The sequence below is a fragment of the Streptomonospora nanhaiensis genome, from assembly GCF_013410565.1.
Classification (GTDB): domain Bacteria; phylum Actinomycetota; class Actinomycetes; order Streptosporangiales; family Streptosporangiaceae; genus Streptomonospora; species Streptomonospora nanhaiensis.
The window spans coordinates 1,826,815-1,844,322 of the sequence record NZ_JACCFO010000001.1 but is presented as its reverse complement, the minus strand read 5'-3'; the positions used below and the strand labels follow the sequence as shown (position 1 = coordinate 1,844,322).

The following is a 17,508-nucleotide window of genomic DNA, read 5'->3' as shown; positions in this document are numbered from 1 at the left end:
GTGCGGCGGCCCGCTGCATCCGGGGGAGGAACCATGGCCGAGAACCCGCGCCCTACGCCGCGCCGTCAGCGCGACCCGGTCGCCCGGAGCGGCCAGGACGGCCGCCGCGAGCGGCGGTGGAGGAGGCGCCCGCGCACCCGCACGCTCGCCATCGCCGCTGTCGCGGTGATCGCCCTGCTCGCCGCCGCGCTCGTCGTGCGCCAGCCCGCTCCGGTCGGCCACTTCACCTCGGGGCCGGCCAAGACCGAGTTCGCGGCGGCCTACCGCACCGCCATGGCCGAGCTGCCCGAGCCCGACGCCGTGCACGACCTGCGCACCGACTTCGGTGTCGTGCGCGCCTACCACTTCGACGGCCCCGCCGACGGCGTCCCGCTGGTGCTCCTGCCGGGCCGGGCCGCCGCGTCGCCGGTGTGGGCCGACAACCTGCCGTCGCTCCTGCGCCACCGCGACGTCTACACCGTGGACCTGCTGGGCGAGCCCGGCATGAGCGTGCAGGACCGGCCCATCACCTCCGACGCCGACCAGGCGCGCTGGCTGCACCAGGCGGTGCGCGCGCTGCCGGAGGAGCGCGTGCACCTGCTGGGGCTGTCCATCGGCGGGTGGACGGCGGTCAACCTCGCGATGCGCGAACCCGCCGGGATCGCCGGCGTGGCCCTGGTCGACCCGGTGTACGTGTTCGACGGCATGCCGCTGGAGACGGTGGTGCGGTCGGTGCCCGCGTCGGTCCCCTGGCTGCCCCGGAGTTGGCGCGAGAGCTTCAACTCCTACACGGCCGGGGGCGCGCCGGCGGACGACTCCCCGCAGGGCGCGCTGATCGAGGCGGGCATGCGCACCTACGCGCTGCGGCTGCCCCAGCCCGGCCAAATCCCCGAGGAGCGGCTGGCCGGGCTGCGCCCGCCGGTGCTGGCGGTCCTGGCGGGGGAGTCGGTGATGCACGACCCCGCCACCGCCGAGGCCGCCGCCCGCCGGGCGCTGCCGGACGACCGCGTGAAGGTCTACCCTGATGCCTCCCACGCCATCAACGGCGAGTACCCCGAGGAGGTCGCGGCCGACGTCGGCGCGTTCCTCGACGCCGTGGAGTAGTCCGCGGCCGACCCCCGGGCCGCAGCCCAGGGGAGCGTGCGTCCGGACGGGATCCGGCCGAACGCCCGTTCAGAGCCGATTCGGACCCCGGCCCGCGAACCGGGCCGGGGTCCGTGCGAGAGGAGCCGAGCTGCCCCGCCGCCCCGCCGCCGAGTCCCGGCGGCCCACCATCACCGAGCGCGCCCGCCGCGAGCAGCTGGTCGAGGTGACCATCGCGCTGATCGCCGAGCACGGCTACGCCGCCACCTCCCTGGCCCGCATCGCCGAGGCGGCCGAGATCTCCAAGGCGGCCGTGCTCTACCACTTCACCTCCAAGAACGCGGTCGTGGAGGCCGCCTACCGCGCCGTCCTGGACGCCCTGGTCGGCCACGTGGGCGCGGCGGTGGACGCCGCCCCGGGCCCCGGCGCGGCGGTCGAGGCGTACGTGACGGCGATGATCGGCTACCTGGCCGAGCACCCCGGCCACGGCCGCGTCATCACCGAGGCGCTGCGGCAGGGGGAGCGGATCGGCGTGGCCGACTCCCCGTCGTCGGAGGCGCGCTGGCGCCCGCTCGCCGACCTCGTGGTCCGCGCCCAGGAGGCGGGGGAGTACCGCGCGGAGATCGACGCGCGCACCCTCGCCCTCGTGGTCAACGGCGCGATCGACGCGGTGGTCGCCGAGTCGATGGAGGACCGCGGCTTCGCGCTCGCCACCGCCGCCCCCGAGGTCGTCGCCCTCCTCGCCCGCGCCGCCCGCACCTGACCCCCGCGCACGGTCCCGCACCCTCCGCCCCGCCCCGACCGCCCTGGACAAGGCCGGGGTCCGTGTTCGTCGATCCTGCGGTGAACGAACGATGTGCGAATTCGGTAGAGTGGTCCCCCGTACCTGCGCCCCTGGTGAGGGGGCGTGATGGCGGGGCGGTAGCTCAGCTGGTCAGAGCAGAGGACTCATAATCCTTGGGTCGCGGGTTCGAGCCCCGCCCGCCCTACCCACCCCCACCTGCGCGGACACCCGCGCCAGTGGCCGCTGAGCGCGTCCGGCGCCGGCCAATCCGCCGGCCAACGGCCCGCACGCCGGTTGCGGCCGGGTTGCCGCTCTACCCGCCAGGTGCGGGCGGACTGTAGGCGGGGAGCAGGATCCGCTCGTGCCAGCGGTTTACCGTGCCGTCCTTGCGCACTGTCAAGGGCAGGGACAGTTCCGACCAGACCTTGTACCCGTCCTCCCTGTACAGGAGGATCCACAGGGTCCCGGCCCCGACCCCGTGTGCCACGTCCGCGACGGGTTCTTCGATCAACTCATCCGCGAAAAAGAGCGGAAGTTGGGATTCGTAGCGGTCACGGTTCCGTTCGATGGCCTTGAGAGTCACGATCCCTCGTGGTCGGCGGGTGCTGGGAGAGGAGAAACTCCGAAAACCGGTGTGCTCGTCGCCGGTCACCGCCACAATGCCGACGGTGCGGTCCGGAGAAAGGGTCACGGGCAGGTTCCCGGGGTTGTCGATCCCCCATCCCGCAGGTGCCAGGCGGTCGCGCAACCCCCGCACCGTTCCGGCCCATCGGGCGAGCCCCGGCATGTTCGGCGGGTCGTGCTTGGTCAGGTAGCGGCGGGACTCGCGGTCCCCGGCCGCCAGGGCGTGGGCGAGGTCGTCCAGGGTGAGGGAGAGGTCGTGGAGGCGGCGGACCGCTTGTTCGCCTTCGTGAACCCAGGCCATGGCTCCTCCGCGGCTGGAACCGGCGGTTGAGGCAATCGTCAGGCAGCCCGGGCCGACGGGCAATTGTCCGAGAGGTGACAACTCCATGGGGCCGGCGGGGCGGTAGCCGTATCGGGGCGGCGGTGCGGACTCTCGTCTCGCGTCTGCGGCGATCGTCGGCTGGTGGGGCCGGAACGCAATGGTGCGCGGCCGGACCCCGCTGCGATACTTGGTCTGCCCGGCCGCCGCCGAAAGGGAGCCCCCCGTGCAGCCTTTCGATCCGACATCCGCGCCCTCCTCCTTTTCTCCTCCCGCTCCCGCTCCATCCCCGAGGCAAAGCCGTGTGGGGCTGGTGCTGCTGATCGCGGTCCCGGCCCTGGTGCTCGTGCTGGTCGCCGCCGGGGCGGCCGTGTGGCTGCTGTGGCCCGGGCGGGCCGGGGGCGGGGAGACCGTGGTCGTGCGGGTGGACTCGGGGGCCTCGCGGGACGAGGTCGCCGAGGTGGCCGAGATCCTGGCGGAGCGCGTGCGCGAGATGGGGGAGGGCGATCCGGTCGTGACCGCCGACCCGGGCGTGGTCGCCGTGGAGCTGCCCCGCGGTGCCGACTCCGAGGCCGCCGCGGACCTGCTCGGGCGGCGCGGGGTGCTGGCGTTCCGGCCGGTGGTGGGGACCGGGGCGCAGGCCGGCGACCCCGCCGACGCGGAGCTGTCCCTGCCCGATCCGGACACCGGCCAGGACCTGCACCTCGGTCCGGCCCGGCTCGGCAACGCCGAGGTCTCCGCCGCCGAGGCCGCGCTGGACGAGCGCAGCGGCCAGTGGACGGTGAACGTCACCTTCACCGACGGCGGCCGCGAGGCGTGGGCCCGGCTGACCGGTGAGGCCGCGTGCCGGCCGGCGGGCGACGCCCGGCGCCGCGTCGCCATCGTGGTGGACGAGGAGGTCGTCTCCGCGCCGGAGGTGGGGCCCGAGACCGCCTGCGACGTCGGCCTCACCGACGCGGCCACCGTCCTGTCGGGGCGGTTCACCGGCGACGAGGCGCGGGCGCTGGCGAGCCTCGTCCAGGTGGACCCGCTGCCCGTGGATGCCGAGGTGGCCGAGGTCCGGTGAGCCGCCCGGGCCCGCCCGCACCGCCCACCGCCGCGCCTCCGGCGGCCTTTGCCGCCTTCTGATCCCCCGGCCCCGCCCCGCCTCCTCTCGCGTCCGCCCCGGTCGCCGCGCCGTCCTTGCCGCCGCCCCGCGTGAGGGCTACACTCGCCAGTACCGTACCGAACCGTTCGGTACGGTTGGGGAAGGGGAGCCATGAGCGAGGCCGGTACCGATCCCAAGCGGGAGCAGATCCGGGCCGCGGCCGGCGAGCTGTTCCTGGAGCGCGGGTACGCGGGGACCTCCACCGCCGAGGTGGCCAAAAAGGCGGGGGTGTCCAAGGAGACGCTGTACTCGCGCTACCGGGGCAAGGACGAACTGCTCGGCGACGTGCTTGAGTCCTACATCGCGCGGTCCCTCGCGGCCGCCGCCCCGGCGGGCGAGCTCGCGGCGCCGGCGACCGAGGAGGAGTTGCGCGGGCTGCTGACGACCTTCGCCGAGCGCCTGCTGGCCCAGCTCACCCGGCCCGACTACCTCGCCCTCGCGCGCATGGTCATCGCCGAGCGCCACCGCGTGCCCGAGGTCGGCGAGCGGTTCCGCGCCGCCGTGCCCGTGCGCGCGCTCACCCGCGTCTCCGACATGCTCCGCGCCGCCGAGGGCGCCGGCGTCATCGCGCTGCCCGACGCCGACCCCGCCGCCGCGGCTCGTCTCTTCATGGGGCCGCTGCTCATCCACCTGCTCATGAACCACCTGCTGACAGACCCCGACGAGAACCGTCCCCTGGGCCGCCTGGACATCCCGACCCACGTCGACCTCTTCCTCGCCGCCGTGCGCCCGTCCGCCTGACCGAAAGGACCCCCCATGAGCGAGCACAGCAGCACCGAAACCGGCACCGACGTCCTCGTCGTCGGCGCGGGCGGCACGGGCCTGGCCCTGGCCGCCGGACTCGCCCGGCGCGGCGTGCGGGTGCGCGTCGTGGAGAAGGCGCCGGCCCTCTCGCCGGTGCCCAAGGCCCTGGGCGTGCAGGCACGCACCCTGGAGGTCCTGGAGGACCTCGGGGTGGTGCCGCGCATGGTCGCCGAGGGCCTGCCCATGACCGCCATGCACATCCGCAGCGAGCGCCGCCCCGTGGCCGACGTCGACCTCTCCCTCATCGACAGCGGCTACCCCTACCTGCTGATGCTGCCGCAGAGCGCCGTCGAGCGGATCCTGGCCGACCGCCTGGCCGAGGACGGCGTGGCGGTCGAGCACGGCGTGGAGCTGACCGGGTTCACCGACACCGGCGCGCACGTGGCGGCCGTGCTGCGCCACGCCGACGGCCGGACGGAGACGGTGCGCGCGGGCTGGCTCGCGGGCGCCGACGGCGCCCACAGCACCGTGCGCCACCTGCTCGGCATCCCCTTCGAGGGCACCGCGCTGGAGGAGAACTTCGCCACCGCCGACATCGGCCTGGACTGGCCGCTCGGCTTCGGCGACGGCTTCGCCTTCCTCGACCGGGGCCGGCCGGCCGCCTTCTTCCCGCTGCCCGAGGGCCGCTACCGCATGGTGATCGCCTACCCGCCCGGCGCCGACCCCGGCGGCGAGGTCACCCGCGCCGAGATGCAGGCCCAGTTGGACCGGCTGGGCGTGCCCGGCGCGCGCGTCACCGACTTCGGCTGGTCGGCCCGCTTCCGCGTCAACCAGCGGCTGAGCGCCCGGCACTCCGCGGGCCGGGTCTTCCTCACCGGCGACGCCGCCCACATCCACTCGCCGGTGGGCGCCCAGGGCATGAACACCGGCATCCAGGACGCCGTCAACCTCGCCTGGAAGCTGGCCGCCCACATCACCGGCGGCGCCCCCCGCGACCTGCTCGACACCTACCACCAGGAGCGCGGGGCCGTCGCCCGCCGCCTGGTCGCCGGCACCACCCGCTTCACCCGGCTGACCCTGCTGCACGGCACCGTCACCACGATGGTGCGGCGGGCCGTGGCGCCGCGCGTGCTGGGCCGGGGGCCGGTGCAGCAGCGGCTCACGCGGGCGATCTCGCAGTTGGACGTGGCCTACCCCGACTCCGCGCTCAACGCCGGGGCCGCGCCCTCGGGCGGTCCCGCGCCCGGTGAGCGCGCGCCCTACACCGGCCTGTTCGGCCCGGCCGCCGGCCCGGGCTGCACGCTGCTGGTGTTCACCGGCTACCGGGGCGCCGCCGACCCCGAGGTGCGCGCGGGGGTGGGCGAGCTGACGGCGCTGGCCCAGGCCCGCCCGGGCGTGGCGGTGGAGGTGGCGGCCCCCGAGGGCGACGACGGGCTGCCCGGTGTGCGCCACGACGCCTCGCTGGAGGCGCACCGCCGCTTCGGCCTGACCGCCGGGGGCTACGCCCTGGTGCGGCCGGACGGCTACATCGCGGTGGTGGGCGCGCTCGGCGACACCGCCGCGCTGCGCGGCCACCTCGACCGCTGGTTCCCGCGGGCGGCGTCGGCGCCGACGGCGGGTCCGCGCCGCCAGGCGGGCTGACCGGGCGCGCGGACCGGCGCGGATGGCGGCACGGGGTTCGGGCGGGTCGGCGCGGCCCGGCCGGACCCCCGCGCCGCGGCCCCGCGCGCCGCCCGCCGCCGCCGGAATTCCGCGTGTCCACGTATTGACAGAGTGTTTGTTCTCACATAATCTCCAAACAATTGAAAGCGCTTTCCTGGGTGGCGGGAAGAAAGGAGATCACTTTCCCGCTCCGACCGCTCCCGGCTCCTGGGGCGGTTTCCTCTCCGCTGCCCCGGGCCTGCGTGAAGGTGCCGTCACGCAGGCCCGATATCCGCCGCCGCGGTCCCCCGGCGGGCCGGTTGGGCGGCCCGCACCGCGGCGGCGGAATATCCGAGGAGGTAATTCCCCCATGTCGAATTCCATTGTGCGCGCGGTCGCGGCGCCGGGCGCCCGCCGCGGGTTCGCGGCCTGCGCGGCGCTCGCGCTGGGCGCGGCCACCCTGGCCGCCGCCGGAGCCCTGGCCTTCCCCACCGCCGCCCACGCCGGCGGCTCGCCCGAGGGCTGGGCGAGCATGAACGGCGGCACGACCGGCGGCGCCGCCGGCCCCACGGTCACCGTGAGCGGCGCCGACGCCCTGGTCGATGCCATGGAGAGCGACGGCCCGCTGACCATCCAGGTCTCCGGCAGCATCGAACTGTCGGGCATGAACGACGTGACCTCCGACAAGACCGTGGTGGGCCTGGGCTCCACCGCCGAGATCACCGGCGGCGGGCTCAACATCTCCGAGGCCCACAACGTCATCGTGCAGAACATCGCGTTCTCCGACTGGGGCGACGACGCCGTCAACGTCCAGCGCGGCTCGACCAACGTCTGGATCGACCACAACAGCTTCACCAACGGCTACGACGGCGCCATCGACGTCAAGCGGGAGTCCGACTTCGTCACCGTGTCGTGGAACCACATCTACGACCACAGCAAGTCGATGCTGCTCGGCCACGACGACGACCACACCGCCGACCGCGGCCACCTGCGGGTGAGCTACCACCACAACTTCTTCGACGGCTCCGACCAGCGGCACCCGCGCGTGCGCTACGGCGACCCGGTGCACGTCTACAACAACTACTACCGCGACGTCTCGGCCTACGGCGTGGCCTCCACCATGGACGCCGGCGTGCTGGTGGAGTGCAACTACTTCGAGAACGTCGAGAACCCCACGCACGTGGGCTACGCCGACTCCGACCCCGGCCGCATCGAGGCCCGAGGCAACGTGCTGGTCGACTCCGGCCCGCTGGAGACCGCCGGGTCGGTCGACGACCCGCCCTACCCCTACGTGCTGGACGACTGCGCGCGGGTGCCGCAGATCGTCTCCGCCGGCGCCGGGCCCGGCAACATCTGACCGCGCGGCCGCCGCGCGCGGCCCGCGCGGAACACGAGAAAACAGCGGGGGCCCGCCCACGGGCGGGTCCCCGCCCGCGTGCGCCGCGGCCCGCCCGGTCCCGCCCCCGCGCCCCGCCTCCGGCCGGGGGTTGTCGATCGGCGACCGGCTCGGTGACCATGGACACCCCCCGCTGTGGTGTTGAACACCGATGTATTTCACTGTATACAGACAAACACACCACAGCACGACAAGTCCACCAGCGGGTACGGGTGGACGAGGAGGCGCGCGATGACAGACCCCAAGCCCCCCTCCGCCGACGCCGAGGGGCCGCCCTGGCGCAGGGCCGCCCTGCGCACCGGCCCCTTCGTGGCCGCCGCGGTGGTCACCGTGCTCCTGGCCGGAGCGGCCGTGGCCGGCGCCGACGACGAGGAGGCCCACGGCTTCGCCCAGGGCGAGCAGTTCCGCCTGCTGGCCCCCGCCGATCCCGGCGGCGGCTGGGACCAGACCGCCCGCGAGATGCAGTCGGCGCTGCGCGACCAGGTGGGCCGCGTGGAGGTCTACAACGTCGGCGGCGCGGGCGGCACCATCGGCCTCAACCAGTACGCGCAGCTGCCCGCCGACCCCACCGAGCTGATGGTCACCGGCCTGATCATGGTCGGCGCGATCGAGACCAGCGGCTCGGCGGTCACCATGGACGACGTCACGCCGCTGGTCCGCCTCACCACGGACTACGAGATCATCGTCGTCCCCAACGACTCGCCCGTTCAGGACACCGGCGACCTCGTGGACCTCATGCGCGAGGACGTCGGCGCGGTCTCCATCGCGGGCGGCTCGGCCGGCGGCGTGGAGCAGATCCTGGCCGGGCTCGTGGCCCAGGACATCGGCGCCGACCCCGCCGAGGTCAACTACATCGCCCACGCCGGAGGCGGCGAGGCACTGGCCACCGTGCTCTCCGGCCGCGCCACGGCCGCCATCTCCGGGGTCTCGGAGATCCTGCCGCAGATCGAGGCCGGCCGGCTGCGCCCCATCGCGGTCTCCAGCACCGAGCGGCTGCCCGCCCTGCCCGACGTCCCCACCCTCATGGAGGAGGGCGTGGACGTGGAGCTGTCCAACTGGCGCGGCGTGGTCGCCCCCGCGGGGATCACCGACGAGGAGGAGCGCCGCCTGGAGGAGCTGCTGATGACGATGGCCGAATCCCCCGGCTGGCAGGAGGCGCTCCAGCGGCGCGGCTGGGAGGACGCCGCCCTGGCCGGCCCCGAGTTCGAGAGCTTCATCGCCTCCGAGCGCGACCGCACCGCCGAGGTGCTTGAGCAGATCGGGTTGACATGAGCGCCACCGCCGACACCCCCGGGCCCCGCACCCCCGACGCCGAGGCGGCCGGCTCCGCCGCCGAACCCGGCACCCCCCGCCCCGCCGCATCACCCGGCACCCCGGGGCGCCCGCCCGCCGCACCCGCGCCCGCCCCCGAGGCCGGTTCCGACCGGCAAGGCCACCAGGCCGCCGCCGCCCTCGGCGCGCTCATGGCCGTCTTCGGTGTCGTCGTCCTCGTCGACGCCGCGAGCCTGGGCGACGGCGTCGGCGCCGCGCTCGTGGGCCCCGGCGGGTTCCCCACGGTCGTGGGCGTGCTGCTCGTCGCCGTGGGCGCCGCCCTGGCCGTCCGTGCGCTCCTGGCGCTGCGCACCGCGCCCGCCGCCGCACCCGCCGCCGAACTCAAGGGCCGGTTCCTGCGGCTGGCCGCGCTGGTGGGCGCGCTCGTCGTCTTCGCGGTGGTCCTGCCCTACGCCGGGTTCACCCTGTCCTCGGCACTGCTGTTCACCGCCGCCGCGCTCCTGCTGGGCGCGCCCCACCCCTGGCGCACGGCCGCCTACGGCTGGACCCTGGCCGGCGTGCTGTTCCTGCTCTTCGACGTGCTGATCGGGCTGTCCCTGCCCGGCGGCCCCTGGGGGTTCTGAATGACCGAGATCTCCGCCCTGATCGACGGGTTCGGCGCGGCGCTGTCGCCGGTCAACCTGCTGTGGGCGCTGCTGGGCGTCACCATCGGCACCGCCGTGGGCGTCCTGCCGGGCATCGGCCCGGCGCTGACGGTGGCCCTGCTGCTGCCGCTGACCTTCCGGCTGGACCCCGCCGCGTCGCTGATCATGTTCGCCGGCATCTACTACGGCGGCATGTACGGCGGCTCCACCACCTCCATCCTGCTCAACACCCCCGGCGAGAGCGCGTCGATGGTCTCGGCGCTGGAGGGCAACAAGATGGCCCGCGCCGGGCGCGGGGCGGCGGCGCTGGCGGCGGCGGCCATCGGCAGCTTCGTGGCCGGCACCATCGGCACGGTCGGGCTGACCTTCCTGGCGCCCGTCGTCGCCGACTTCGCGGTCGGGTTCGGCCCGCCCGAGTACGTCGCGCTGATGGCGCTGGCGTTCGTCACCGTCAGCGCGCTGCTGGGCCGCAGCATCCTGCGCGGCGCCGCCAGCCTGCTGATCGGCGTGACCATCGGCCTGGTCGGGATCGACCAGCAGAGCGGCGACGCCCGCCTGGCCTTCGGCCTGCCCTCGCTGCTGGACGGGATCGACGTCGTGGTGGTGGTCGTGGCGCTGTTCGCGCTGGGGGAGACCTTCAGCCGCCTCATGCACGGCACCGGCGGCGAGACCGTGGAGCCCGTGCGCGACCGCGCCGTGCTGTCGCGCTCGGACTGGCGGCGCTCCTGGCCGGCGTGGCTGCGCGGCTCGGCCCTGGGCTTCCCGATCGGCAGCCTGCCCGCGGGCGGCGCCGAGGTCCCCACGTTCCTCAGCTACAGCGTGGAGAAGCGGCTGTCCAAGCGCCGCGAGGAGTTCGGCCACGGCGCGATCGAGGGCGTGGCCGGACCCGAGGCCGCCAACAACGCGGCGGCTGCCGGGGTGCTGGTGCCGCTGCTGACCATCGGCCTGCCCACCTCGGCCACGGCGGCCGTCATCCTCACGGCGTTCCAGTCCTACGGGCTGCAGCCGGGGCCGCAGCTCTTCAGCGAGTCGGGTCCGCTGCTGTGGACGCTGATCGCCAGCCTCTACATCGGCAACGTGATGCTGCTCGTCCTCAACCTGCCGCTGGTGCGGATGTGGGCGCGGCTGCTGACCATCCCCGCCTACGCCATCTACGCCGCGGTGCTGGTGTTCGCCACCCTGGGCACGTTCGCCTCGGGCGGCACCACCGCCGACCTGCTGATCCTCTACGCGCTCGGCCTGCTGGCGCTGCTCATGCACGCCGCGGACGTGCCGATCGCCCCGGCGGTGGTGGGCCTGATCCTGGGCCCGCTGCTGGAGCAGGAGCTGCGGCGGGCGCTGGCGCTGTCGCAGGGGGACCCGATGATCCTGGTCTCCAGCCCGCTGACCGTCGTGCTGTGGGTGCTGATGGCCCTGGCCCTGGCGCTGCCGCTGGTGGCCAAGGCGGTGCGCCGCGACGTCGGCCGCGCCGCCGAGGCCGACCCGGAGCGGCCGGAGCAGGAGGAGGGGGGCCCGCCGCCCGCCACCCGCGCCTGAGCCGGACTGCGGCGGCCCCCCGGACCCCCGGTCCGCCGGGCCGCGGGTCAGCCGGGGGCGGTGAGCCGGGCCACGGCCGCGCGCAGGGCGCGGCGGCGCCGGTCGCGCACCGCGGGGTCGTCGTCGGGGCCGGCCAGGCGGCGCAGGGCCGGCGACGCCCACGTCCAGGACTGGAGCAGGGCGAGGACGAAGGCGAGCACGTCGGCCGGCGCGAAGGCGCCGCCGACGTCCCCGGCCTCGGCGGCCCCGGCGATTCCGGCCGCCGCGCGCCCGTAGGACTCCTCCTCGGCGGGGGCGGCCGCGCCGCGCTCCAGGTTGCGCCAGGCCAGCAGCCGCAGCACCGCGGGCCGCTCGTGCAGGTGGTCGAACAGCGCGGCGGCGTAGCCGGGCAGGTCGCGGGGGGTGAACGGCACGGCGTCGAGCAGGCCCGCCAGGTCGCGCGCCACCACGGCGTCGAAGAGGCCGTCCTTGTCGCCGAAGTAGATGTAGATGAGCCGCTTGTTGGCACCGGCCCGTTCGGCGATCCGGTCGACACGGCCGCCCGCCAGGCCATGGCGGTGGAACTCCTCGAAGGCGGCGTCGAGCAGCCGCCGCCGGGTGGCCGCCGACTGCTCGGCCTTGCTGGTGCGGCGGGGCTGCGTGCTCACCCGGCCGACCATACACCCTAACCGGATGGTGAACATGAGGGCGCCCGCAGGCCCGCCGCGCGGGGACGGGCCCGAGCGGGGCCCGTCTCAGGCGTTGAGCCGCCACACCGCCAGGTTGAGCGCGGCGGCGAACGCCGTCCACGCCCAGTAGGGCACCAGCAGCAGCGCCGCGATTCGGCTGCGGCGGTAGAAGGCCGCGACGGTGGCGGTCAGCACCACCAGCAGCGCCGCGATGACCGCGAACGCGGCGCCGCGCCGGTCGGCGGCGAAGAACAGCGGCGTCCAGGCCGCGTTGAGCACCAGTTGCGCCGCGAACAGGCCCAGCGCCAGCGGCGCGCCGCGCAGGCCGCGCCGGCGCCACACGTCCCACCCGGCCAGCGCGATCAGCACGTACAGCACCGTCCAGACCGGGCCGAAGACCCACGACGGCGGTGCCCAGGCCGGCCGGCGCAGCGCCGCGTACTCCTGCGCGGTGCCGGCCGCGGAGAGCACGCCGACCAGCGCGGCGGCCGCGACGGCCAGCAGGAAGACGGCGAGCCCGGCGAGCGCGCGGCCTCGCGACGGGGGTCGGCGGGTGAGGGAAGCGGTCATGGCGGCCTCGCGGGTCTCGGCGGCGGTGTCGGGCGGCCCGCTACCCGCGCGGGGCCCGGCCACACCCCCGCCGACGCCGTCCTTCGGACCCGCCCCTCCCGGCAGGGAGAGGGGCGGGCCGCGCGCGGCGTCAGGCGAGGTCGTAGACGCGCACGTAGTCGATCTTCATCTCCTGCGGGAACCGCGTGCTCGCGTCGGGCGGGCCGGGCCACTGCCCGCCCACGGCGACGTTGAGGATCAGGAAGAACGGGTGGTCGTACACCCACGGGTTGCCGCGGGTGTCGGCCGGGGTGAACGTCTGGTAGGCCACCCCGTCGACGAACCAGGTGATGCTGTCGGGGCGCCACTCCACGGCGAAGGTGTGGAAGGTGTCGGTGAACGCCCAGCCCTGGGGGTGGTGGTAGGAGCCGGTCACCGCGCTGCCGCCGGAGTAGCCGGGGCCGTGCAGGGACCCGTGGACCGTGGCGGGCTCGTGGCCGACGTTCTCCATGATGTCGATCTCGCCGCTGTTGGGCCAGCCGACCTGGCCGAGGTCGTCGCCCAGCATCCAGAACGCCGGCCAGACGCCCTGCCCGGTGGGGATCTTGATGCGGGCCTCGAACCGGCCGTAGGCGTGGGTGAACTTCCCGGAGGTGTTCATCCGGCCCGAGGTGTACTGGCAGGGGCCGTAGTGGCACCGGTACCCGGCGGGGTTGCCCTGGCGGGCGGTGATCACCATGTTGCCCGCGCCGTCGTGGGCGAGGTTGTCGCGGGAGTCGGCGTAGTACTGGAGTTCCTGGTTGCCGCCGCCGTCGCCGTTGACCTCGACGGTCCACTTGCCGGGGTCGGGCGCGGTGCCGGCGGGCGCGTTGAACTCGTCGGACCACACGAGCGCGGCGGAGTCGGCGTCGAAGGCGGAGACGGGCTGGGCCGCTGCGGGTGCGGCGGGTGTGCCGGAGGCCGCCAGTCCGGCGGCGGCGGTCGCCGCCGCGCAGGCCAGGGCCGCGGCGCGGAGTCCGCGTCGGCGGTGCCGGGGGAGGGAGCCGGGGGGCATTGTACTCATGGGGGACCGTTCCGGGCGCCGGTTGCCCCGCATGCGGTGGGACCGCAGCGGGGGTGACACGGGACAGCCGGTGCCCTGCTGGACGGGTGCGGACCCGGCCCGAGCCGCCGCGGCCGTCCGCGCGGAGGCGGAGGGCGGAGGACGCGGACCCGGCGTGCACGATGACGGATCTGGCCATGCTTCGTCACCCTTGGTAATGGGAAGCAACCTTACTTATTTGTCCGGAAGATCCGCAAGGGGTGTTTCCTGTTTTCCGCGCGGGGCGCGCGTCCCCCTCGCCCCGTGCGAGCCCGCCCGGCGCCCCTACCCCGCACCCTGGCCCGGCCGCCGCCCCGGCGGGCGGTTCGACGGGGCGCGGCGTTCGGGCTTCACCAGCGACACCTTGGGCCTTCGCCCGAGCCCGGCGCGCACGCCCCGCGCGGCGCCCAGGGCCGGATCGGCCGCATCCGGCGCGTCGGCGGCGGGCCGCCCCGGGGAGAGCAGCAGCGCCCTGCCCCTGCGGTCCACGGGGACCCCCGTCAGGATCTCGGCCTCGGACACGGCCAGCACCGCCGCGTCGGCGCCCTGCTTGGTGTGCCGCAGGTCGCCGGCGCGGAGGCGCTCCACCGCGTCCGCCACACTGAGCGCGGCGTGCTCGGAGGTGTAGTGCGCCAGGACGTCGCGCACGCGGAGGGAGGCCCCCAGGTAGGCCGGGTAGTTGTCGGCGACGGCCATCAGGCGCTCGGCGATCACCTCGTGGCGCATGGCTCCCGTGGGCGGCGCCGCGCCCATGACCGCACCGCTCAGGTCGATGCTCCCGGAGTCGTCGACGACCGCGTAGGCGCCGAGCGCGCGCGGGACGCGCGCGGTGTCCTGGAGGAACGCGGCGAACCCGTTGCCGTCGCCCGGGGCGATGACCAGGGGCTTGCCCACAGCGGCGTACTCCGCGCTCACCAGCCCCAGCGACTCGTTGCGGGTGGCCACCACCAGGACGTGGGACTCGGCGATCGCGCGCTCCACCTCGCGCCGGTCCGTGGTGAAGTCCTTCACCTCGATGGCCGCCTCCCAGGACGGCCCGTAGTGGAGGCGCATCGCCTCCTCGACCTCCGCGCGCTCGCCCTCCTGGACCCCCATAAGGGTGAGGTGGACCTCGCGGTAGCCCATCGCGTGCATGAGGCGCAGGGCCGCGGCCACCTCGGCGGCGCCCTTGTTGGGGTCGGCCGTGCGCCCCAGCATCAGCAGGCGGAGCGGTTCGCCGGCGCGCGGCGGCGTGTGCGCCGCTCGGCTGACCGCCATTCCGGGGATGTACTGGTGGGTGGGCGGCAGCATCGCCGCGCCGCGGGCTCCGGTCATGAGGCGCCGCGCGTCGGCGGCGGCCTTCGGCCCCTGGCCGAGGACCAGGTCGGCGGCGGCGAAGGACACCGCGTGGCGCTGCGCCCGGTGGAGGCCGAGTTCCTCGTTCCCGGCCGCGCGCAGGACCGGCAGCGGATCGAATGTGATGTGGTTGACGACCTTCGCCGAGCGGTAGAAGCGGTCGCGCAGCTCGGCGGCCGCCGGACCGGTCATGTCGGCGTAGCCGACGATGGCGTCGAAGGCGTCCTCGCCCTCGGGCAGCCCGAGGTCCGCCGGCGAGCGGTCCCGGAAGTGCTCCACGATGGCGGGCGAGAACCGGTTGACCGGGGGTTCGAGGGCGGCGATGCCCGCCGCGACCTCCGCGGGAAGCCGGTCGGGGGTGAGCTCGACGACCCGCACCCCCTTGTGCTCCACGGTCGGTTCGGGGCACAGCACCGTGACCTCGTGGCCCTGGGCCGCCAGGCTCTCGGTCAGACGGATGTTGGTGATGACCCCTCCGTCGTAGGGCCCTCCGACATGCAGGAGGAAGAGGAACCTCGCCACTGTGGTGTCGTCCGTTCGGTGCCGATGGGGTGGGTGGGGAGCACGCCTGCGGTCACAGGCGCCGGAGGAGGACGGTGAACTCCCGGACCGTCAGCGCGAAGGGGTAGGCGTCGAAGCGCACGGCGTCCGCGGCCCGGCCCGGGGCCAGGCGGGCGGCCAGCTCGTCCAGCATCTCGGCCGCGACCTCGGCCACCGCGCGCGACATCGCCTTCCAGCGCCGCTCGGCCGTGGGCGGCTGGAACACCTCGCCCGGCTCGGGGGCGCGCGGCGCGGGCTCGGCCTCCAGGAGGGCGCGCCAGGCGCGCGCCTCCTCGCCGAAGGGCGCCGGCTCCCCCCGGCACAGCAGCGACCGCCCCGGGTCGGGGCGCGGGTCGCGCGCCGCCGCGGGGTCGCCGTCGAGGACGCGCACCAGCGCCTCCGCCGCGTCGACCACGTCGGGGTCCACGGCGACCTCCCGCTCGGCGCGCCAGCGCTCGCGGGTGGGGACCTCCTCGGCGGCGCGCCGGGCGGCCCGGCGCAGGCGGTCGAGCCGGTGGGGGGCCGGGGGTTCCGCGGCGGCGGGCGCGCCGCCGATCCAGGGCGCGTCGGCGGGGTGGGGGGTGACGGCCGGGGCGCCGAAGGGCGCCCGCAGGCGGTCGGCCGCCGCGTGCAGGGCCGACGACAGCTCCCGCGCCTCGGGGCCGACCACGCAGGCCGGGGTGCCCGGGGCCAGCCGGTGGTCCAGCTCCGCCAGGAGGGAGGCCGGCCCGGTGACCCAGCCCGACGCGCACAGCAGGCCGACCCCCGGCGGGAACACCGGGGTGTCCCGCAGTTCGGGCACGTCGAGCAGGAGGTCCTGGGGGTGGCGGACGTGGCCTCCGGCGCGCAGCCGCTCCCGCCACTCCCGCGCGGCGGCGGCGAGCGGCAGCGGCCGGTCGTCGGCGGTCCGCCGGACCAGCAGGTGGCGGGCCGGGTCGGAGGGCGCGCCGGGCTCCTCGGGGGCGGGCGGCAGGGCGCGGAGTTCGGCCTCCAGGTCGCGCCAGGCCGCGCGGCGCTCGGCGGGCCAGTCCGCGCCGTGCCAGCGCATGGTGGGCTGCGCCCACAGCATGCGGGCCGCGGCCGAGTAGATCCGCTCGTACTCGGCTCCGGGCTCCCTGTCCGCTCCCATGGACTCCTCCGCACCGCTTCCGCCCGCGGCCGGGACCGCCGGGCGGGCGGTACGAACCAGGCACAGATCGGGCCGAACCACGTTAGCCCACCTGGACGCGCCGCAGCGCACCGGTTCCGCGCCTTTCACCACCGCGCGGACGGGCACCCGGCCGCCGCGCCCGCCGCCGGGCCGGGCGCGAAAACCCGTTGCGGGCCGCCGCGCGCGTTGGCGAGGGTGGGCGGCGTCCCACGGCCGTGGAGCGGGCGCGCCCAGGCGCCCGAGGAGGAGGGCATGTGCTGACCGAGCGCGAGATCGCGTCGTTCGTGGCGGACGGGTTCGTCGCGGTGCGGGGTGCGTTCCCCCGCGCCCTCGCCGACCGCGGCCGGGCCGAACTGTGGGCCGACACCGGCTGCGACCCCGACGACCCCGCCACCTGGACCCGCCCCGTGGTGCGGCTGGGCGGCTACCACAGCGCCCCGTTCGTGGAGGCCGCCAACACCCCCGCGCTGCACGCCGCCTACGACCGGCTGGTGGGAGCGGGCCGCTGGCGCGCGCCCCTGGGACTGGGCACCTTCCCGGTGCGCTTCCCCAGCGACGAGCCGCCCGGCGACGACGGCTGGCACCTGGACGCCTCGTTCGGCGGCGCCCGGGGGGAGGGCCGCGTCAACCTGCGCTCGCGCGGGCGGGCGCTGCTGATGCTCTTCCTGTTCTCCGATGTCGGCCCCGACGACGCGCCCACCCGGATCCGGGTGGGCTCCCACCGCGACGTCCCGCCGCTGCTGGCCGAGGCCGGCGACGAGGGCCGCGAGTGGTTCGAGCTGTGCGGGGCGGCGGTCGCGGCCGGCGAGGGCCGTCCCGAGGCGCTGGCCACGGGCGAGGCCGGCGACGTCTTCCTGTGCCACCCGTTCCTGGTGCACGCGGCCCAGCCGCACCGGGGCACCACGCCCCGGTTCCTGGCCCAGCCGCCGCTGCTGCCCGTGGGCGAACTCGACCTGGAGGCGGCCGAGCCCACCCCGGTGGAGCGGGCGGTGGTCGAGGCGCTGGCCGAGGGCTGA

The 17,508-nt window shown here is 75.7% G+C and carries 16 protein-coding genes and 1 tRNA gene; 11 read left to right on the top strand and 6 right to left on the bottom strand.

The window, feature by feature from the left end:
• The first annotated feature begins 33 nt into the window (after positions 1-33).
• From HNR12_RS07940 to HNR12_RS07930, 3 genes are all read left to right on the top strand, one after another.
• The gene (locus HNR12_RS07940) at positions 34-1,083 is read left to right on the top strand and encodes an alpha/beta fold hydrolase (RefSeq protein WP_179766875.1); all 1,050 of its coding nucleotides are present in this window, start codon (positions 34-36) and stop codon (positions 1,081-1,083) included.
• Positions 1,084-1,288: 205 nt separating this feature from the next.
• Complete coding sequence (locus HNR12_RS07935) at positions 1,289-1,825, top strand: TetR/AcrR family transcriptional regulator (protein ID WP_338119741.1); 537 nt, start codon at positions 1,289-1,291, stop codon at positions 1,823-1,825.
• A gap of 152 nt (positions 1,826-1,977) precedes the next feature.
• Positions 1,978-2,051, top strand: a tRNA-Ile gene (locus HNR12_RS07930).
• A 108-nt stretch (positions 2,052-2,159) separates the two neighbouring features.
• On the opposite strand, the gene HNR12_RS07925 is transcribed toward HNR12_RS07930, so the two are convergent.
• Entirely contained in the window at positions 2,160-2,771 is a 612-nt protein-coding gene (locus HNR12_RS07925) for a hypothetical protein (RefSeq protein ID WP_179766873.1), read from the bottom strand.
• Between the two features lie 322 nt (positions 2,772-3,093).
• Between HNR12_RS07925 and HNR12_RS07920 the strand changes: the two genes are divergently transcribed.
• The 7 genes from HNR12_RS07920 to HNR12_RS07890 all read left to right on the top strand — a co-directional run bounded on the left by HNR12_RS07920 (position 3,094) and on the right by HNR12_RS07890 (position 11,169).
• Entirely contained in the window at positions 3,094-3,855 is a 762-nt protein-coding gene (locus HNR12_RS07920; protein ID WP_179766872.1) for a SecDF P1 head subdomain-containing protein, read from the top strand.
• Between the two features lie 192 nt (positions 3,856-4,047).
• Positions 4,048-4,677: a TetR/AcrR family transcriptional regulator gene (locus tag HNR12_RS07915; RefSeq protein WP_179766871.1), complete on the top strand. Its 630-nt coding sequence runs from the start codon at positions 4,048-4,050 to the stop codon at positions 4,675-4,677.
• Positions 4,678-4,692: 15 nt separating this feature from the next.
• Positions 4,693-6,321, top strand: a complete 1,629-nt coding sequence (locus HNR12_RS07910; protein ID WP_179766870.1) for an FAD-dependent monooxygenase — start codon at positions 4,693-4,695, stop codon at positions 6,319-6,321.
• 370 nt (positions 6,322-6,691) lie between these two features.
• Entirely contained in the window at positions 6,692-7,678 is a 987-nt protein-coding gene (locus HNR12_RS07905) for a pectate lyase family protein (RefSeq protein ID WP_179766869.1), read from the top strand.
• 270 nt (positions 7,679-7,948) lie between these two features.
• Positions 7,949-8,989: a Bug family tripartite tricarboxylate transporter substrate binding protein gene (locus HNR12_RS07900; RefSeq protein ID WP_179766868.1), complete on the top strand. Its 1,041-nt coding sequence runs from the start codon at positions 7,949-7,951 to the stop codon at positions 8,987-8,989.
• Positions 8,986-9,612 (top strand): tripartite tricarboxylate transporter TctB family protein, encoded by a 627-nt coding sequence (locus HNR12_RS07895; RefSeq protein ID WP_179766867.1) that lies wholly within the window; start codon positions 8,986-8,988, stop codon positions 9,610-9,612. The genes HNR12_RS07900 and HNR12_RS07895 overlap by 4 nt, the downstream gene beginning before the upstream one ends.
• Positions 9,613-11,169, top strand: coding sequence for a tripartite tricarboxylate transporter permease (locus HNR12_RS07890; protein WP_179766866.1), 1,557 nt, complete (start codon positions 9,613-9,615; stop codon positions 11,167-11,169). It abuts the gene before it with no gap.
• Positions 11,170-11,216: 47 nt separating this feature from the next.
• Here the strand turns inward: HNR12_RS07890 and HNR12_RS07885 are convergent, their stop codons facing one another.
• The 5 genes from HNR12_RS07885 to HNR12_RS07865 all read right to left on the bottom strand — a co-directional run bounded on the left by HNR12_RS07885 (position 11,217) and on the right by HNR12_RS07865 (position 16,471).
• Positions 11,217-11,816: a TetR/AcrR family transcriptional regulator gene (locus HNR12_RS07885; protein WP_217781539.1), complete on the bottom strand. Its 600-nt coding sequence runs from the start codon at positions 11,814-11,816 to the stop codon at positions 11,217-11,219.
• Between the two features lie 87 nt (positions 11,817-11,903).
• Positions 11,904-12,407, bottom strand: coding sequence for a TspO/MBR family protein (locus tag HNR12_RS07880; protein ID WP_179770480.1), 504 nt, complete (start codon positions 12,405-12,407; stop codon positions 11,904-11,906).
• A 130-nt stretch (positions 12,408-12,537) separates the two neighbouring features.
• Positions 12,538-13,449, bottom strand: a complete 912-nt coding sequence (locus HNR12_RS07875) for a glycoside hydrolase family 16 protein (protein ID WP_246425029.1) — start codon at positions 13,447-13,449, stop codon at positions 12,538-12,540.
• A 303-nt stretch (positions 13,450-13,752) separates the two neighbouring features.
• The gene (locus tag HNR12_RS29480) at positions 13,753-15,324 is read right to left on the bottom strand and encodes a glycosyltransferase (RefSeq protein ID WP_179766864.1); all 1,572 of its coding nucleotides are present in this window, start codon (positions 15,322-15,324) and stop codon (positions 13,753-13,755) included.
• A 52-nt stretch (positions 15,325-15,376) separates the two neighbouring features.
• Positions 15,377-16,471, bottom strand: a complete 1,095-nt coding sequence (locus tag HNR12_RS07865) for a hypothetical protein (RefSeq protein WP_179766863.1) — start codon at positions 16,469-16,471, stop codon at positions 15,377-15,379.
• Between the two features lie 275 nt (positions 16,472-16,746).
• Between HNR12_RS07865 and HNR12_RS07860 the strand changes: the two genes are divergently transcribed.
• Positions 16,747-17,508 (top strand): phytanoyl-CoA dioxygenase family protein, encoded by a 762-nt coding sequence (locus tag HNR12_RS07860; protein ID WP_179766862.1) that lies wholly within the window; start codon positions 16,747-16,749, stop codon positions 17,506-17,508.

What these genes read in the sequence shown, in the direction of transcription:
- HNR12_RS07940 (WP_179766875.1), top strand. Translation starts at nt 34, where the DNA reads ATGGCCGAGAACCCGCGCCCTACGCCGCGCCGTCAGCGCGACCCGGTC.
- HNR12_RS07925 (WP_179766873.1), bottom strand. Translation starts at nt 2,771, where the DNA reads ATGGCCTGGGTTCACGAAGGCGAACAAGCGGTCCGCCGCCTCCACGAC.
- HNR12_RS07915 (WP_179766871.1), top strand. Translation starts at nt 4,048, where the DNA reads ATGAGCGAGGCCGGTACCGATCCCAAGCGGGAGCAGATCCGGGCCGCG.
- HNR12_RS07910 (WP_179766870.1), top strand. Translation starts at nt 4,693, where the DNA reads ATGAGCGAGCACAGCAGCACCGAAACCGGCACCGACGTCCTCGTCGTC.
- HNR12_RS07905 (WP_179766869.1), top strand. Translation starts at nt 6,692, where the DNA reads ATGTCGAATTCCATTGTGCGCGCGGTCGCGGCGCCGGGCGCCCGCCGC.
- HNR12_RS07900 (WP_179766868.1), top strand. Translation starts at nt 7,949, where the DNA reads ATGACAGACCCCAAGCCCCCCTCCGCCGACGCCGAGGGGCCGCCCTGG.
- HNR12_RS07895 (WP_179766867.1), top strand. Translation starts at nt 8,986, where the DNA reads ATGAGCGCCACCGCCGACACCCCCGGGCCCCGCACCCCCGACGCCGAG.
- HNR12_RS07890 (WP_179766866.1), top strand. Translation starts at nt 9,613, where the DNA reads ATGACCGAGATCTCCGCCCTGATCGACGGGTTCGGCGCGGCGCTGTCG.
- HNR12_RS07880 (WP_179770480.1), bottom strand. Translation starts at nt 12,407, where the DNA reads ATGACCGCTTCCCTCACCCGCCGACCCCCGTCGCGAGGCCGCGCGCTC.
- HNR12_RS07875 (WP_246425029.1), bottom strand. Translation starts at nt 13,449, where the DNA reads ATGAGTACAATGCCCCCCGGCTCCCTCCCCCGGCACCGCCGACGCGGA.
- HNR12_RS07865 (WP_179766863.1), bottom strand. Translation starts at nt 16,471, where the DNA reads ATGGGAGCGGACAGGGAGCCCGGAGCCGAGTACGAGCGGATCTACTCG.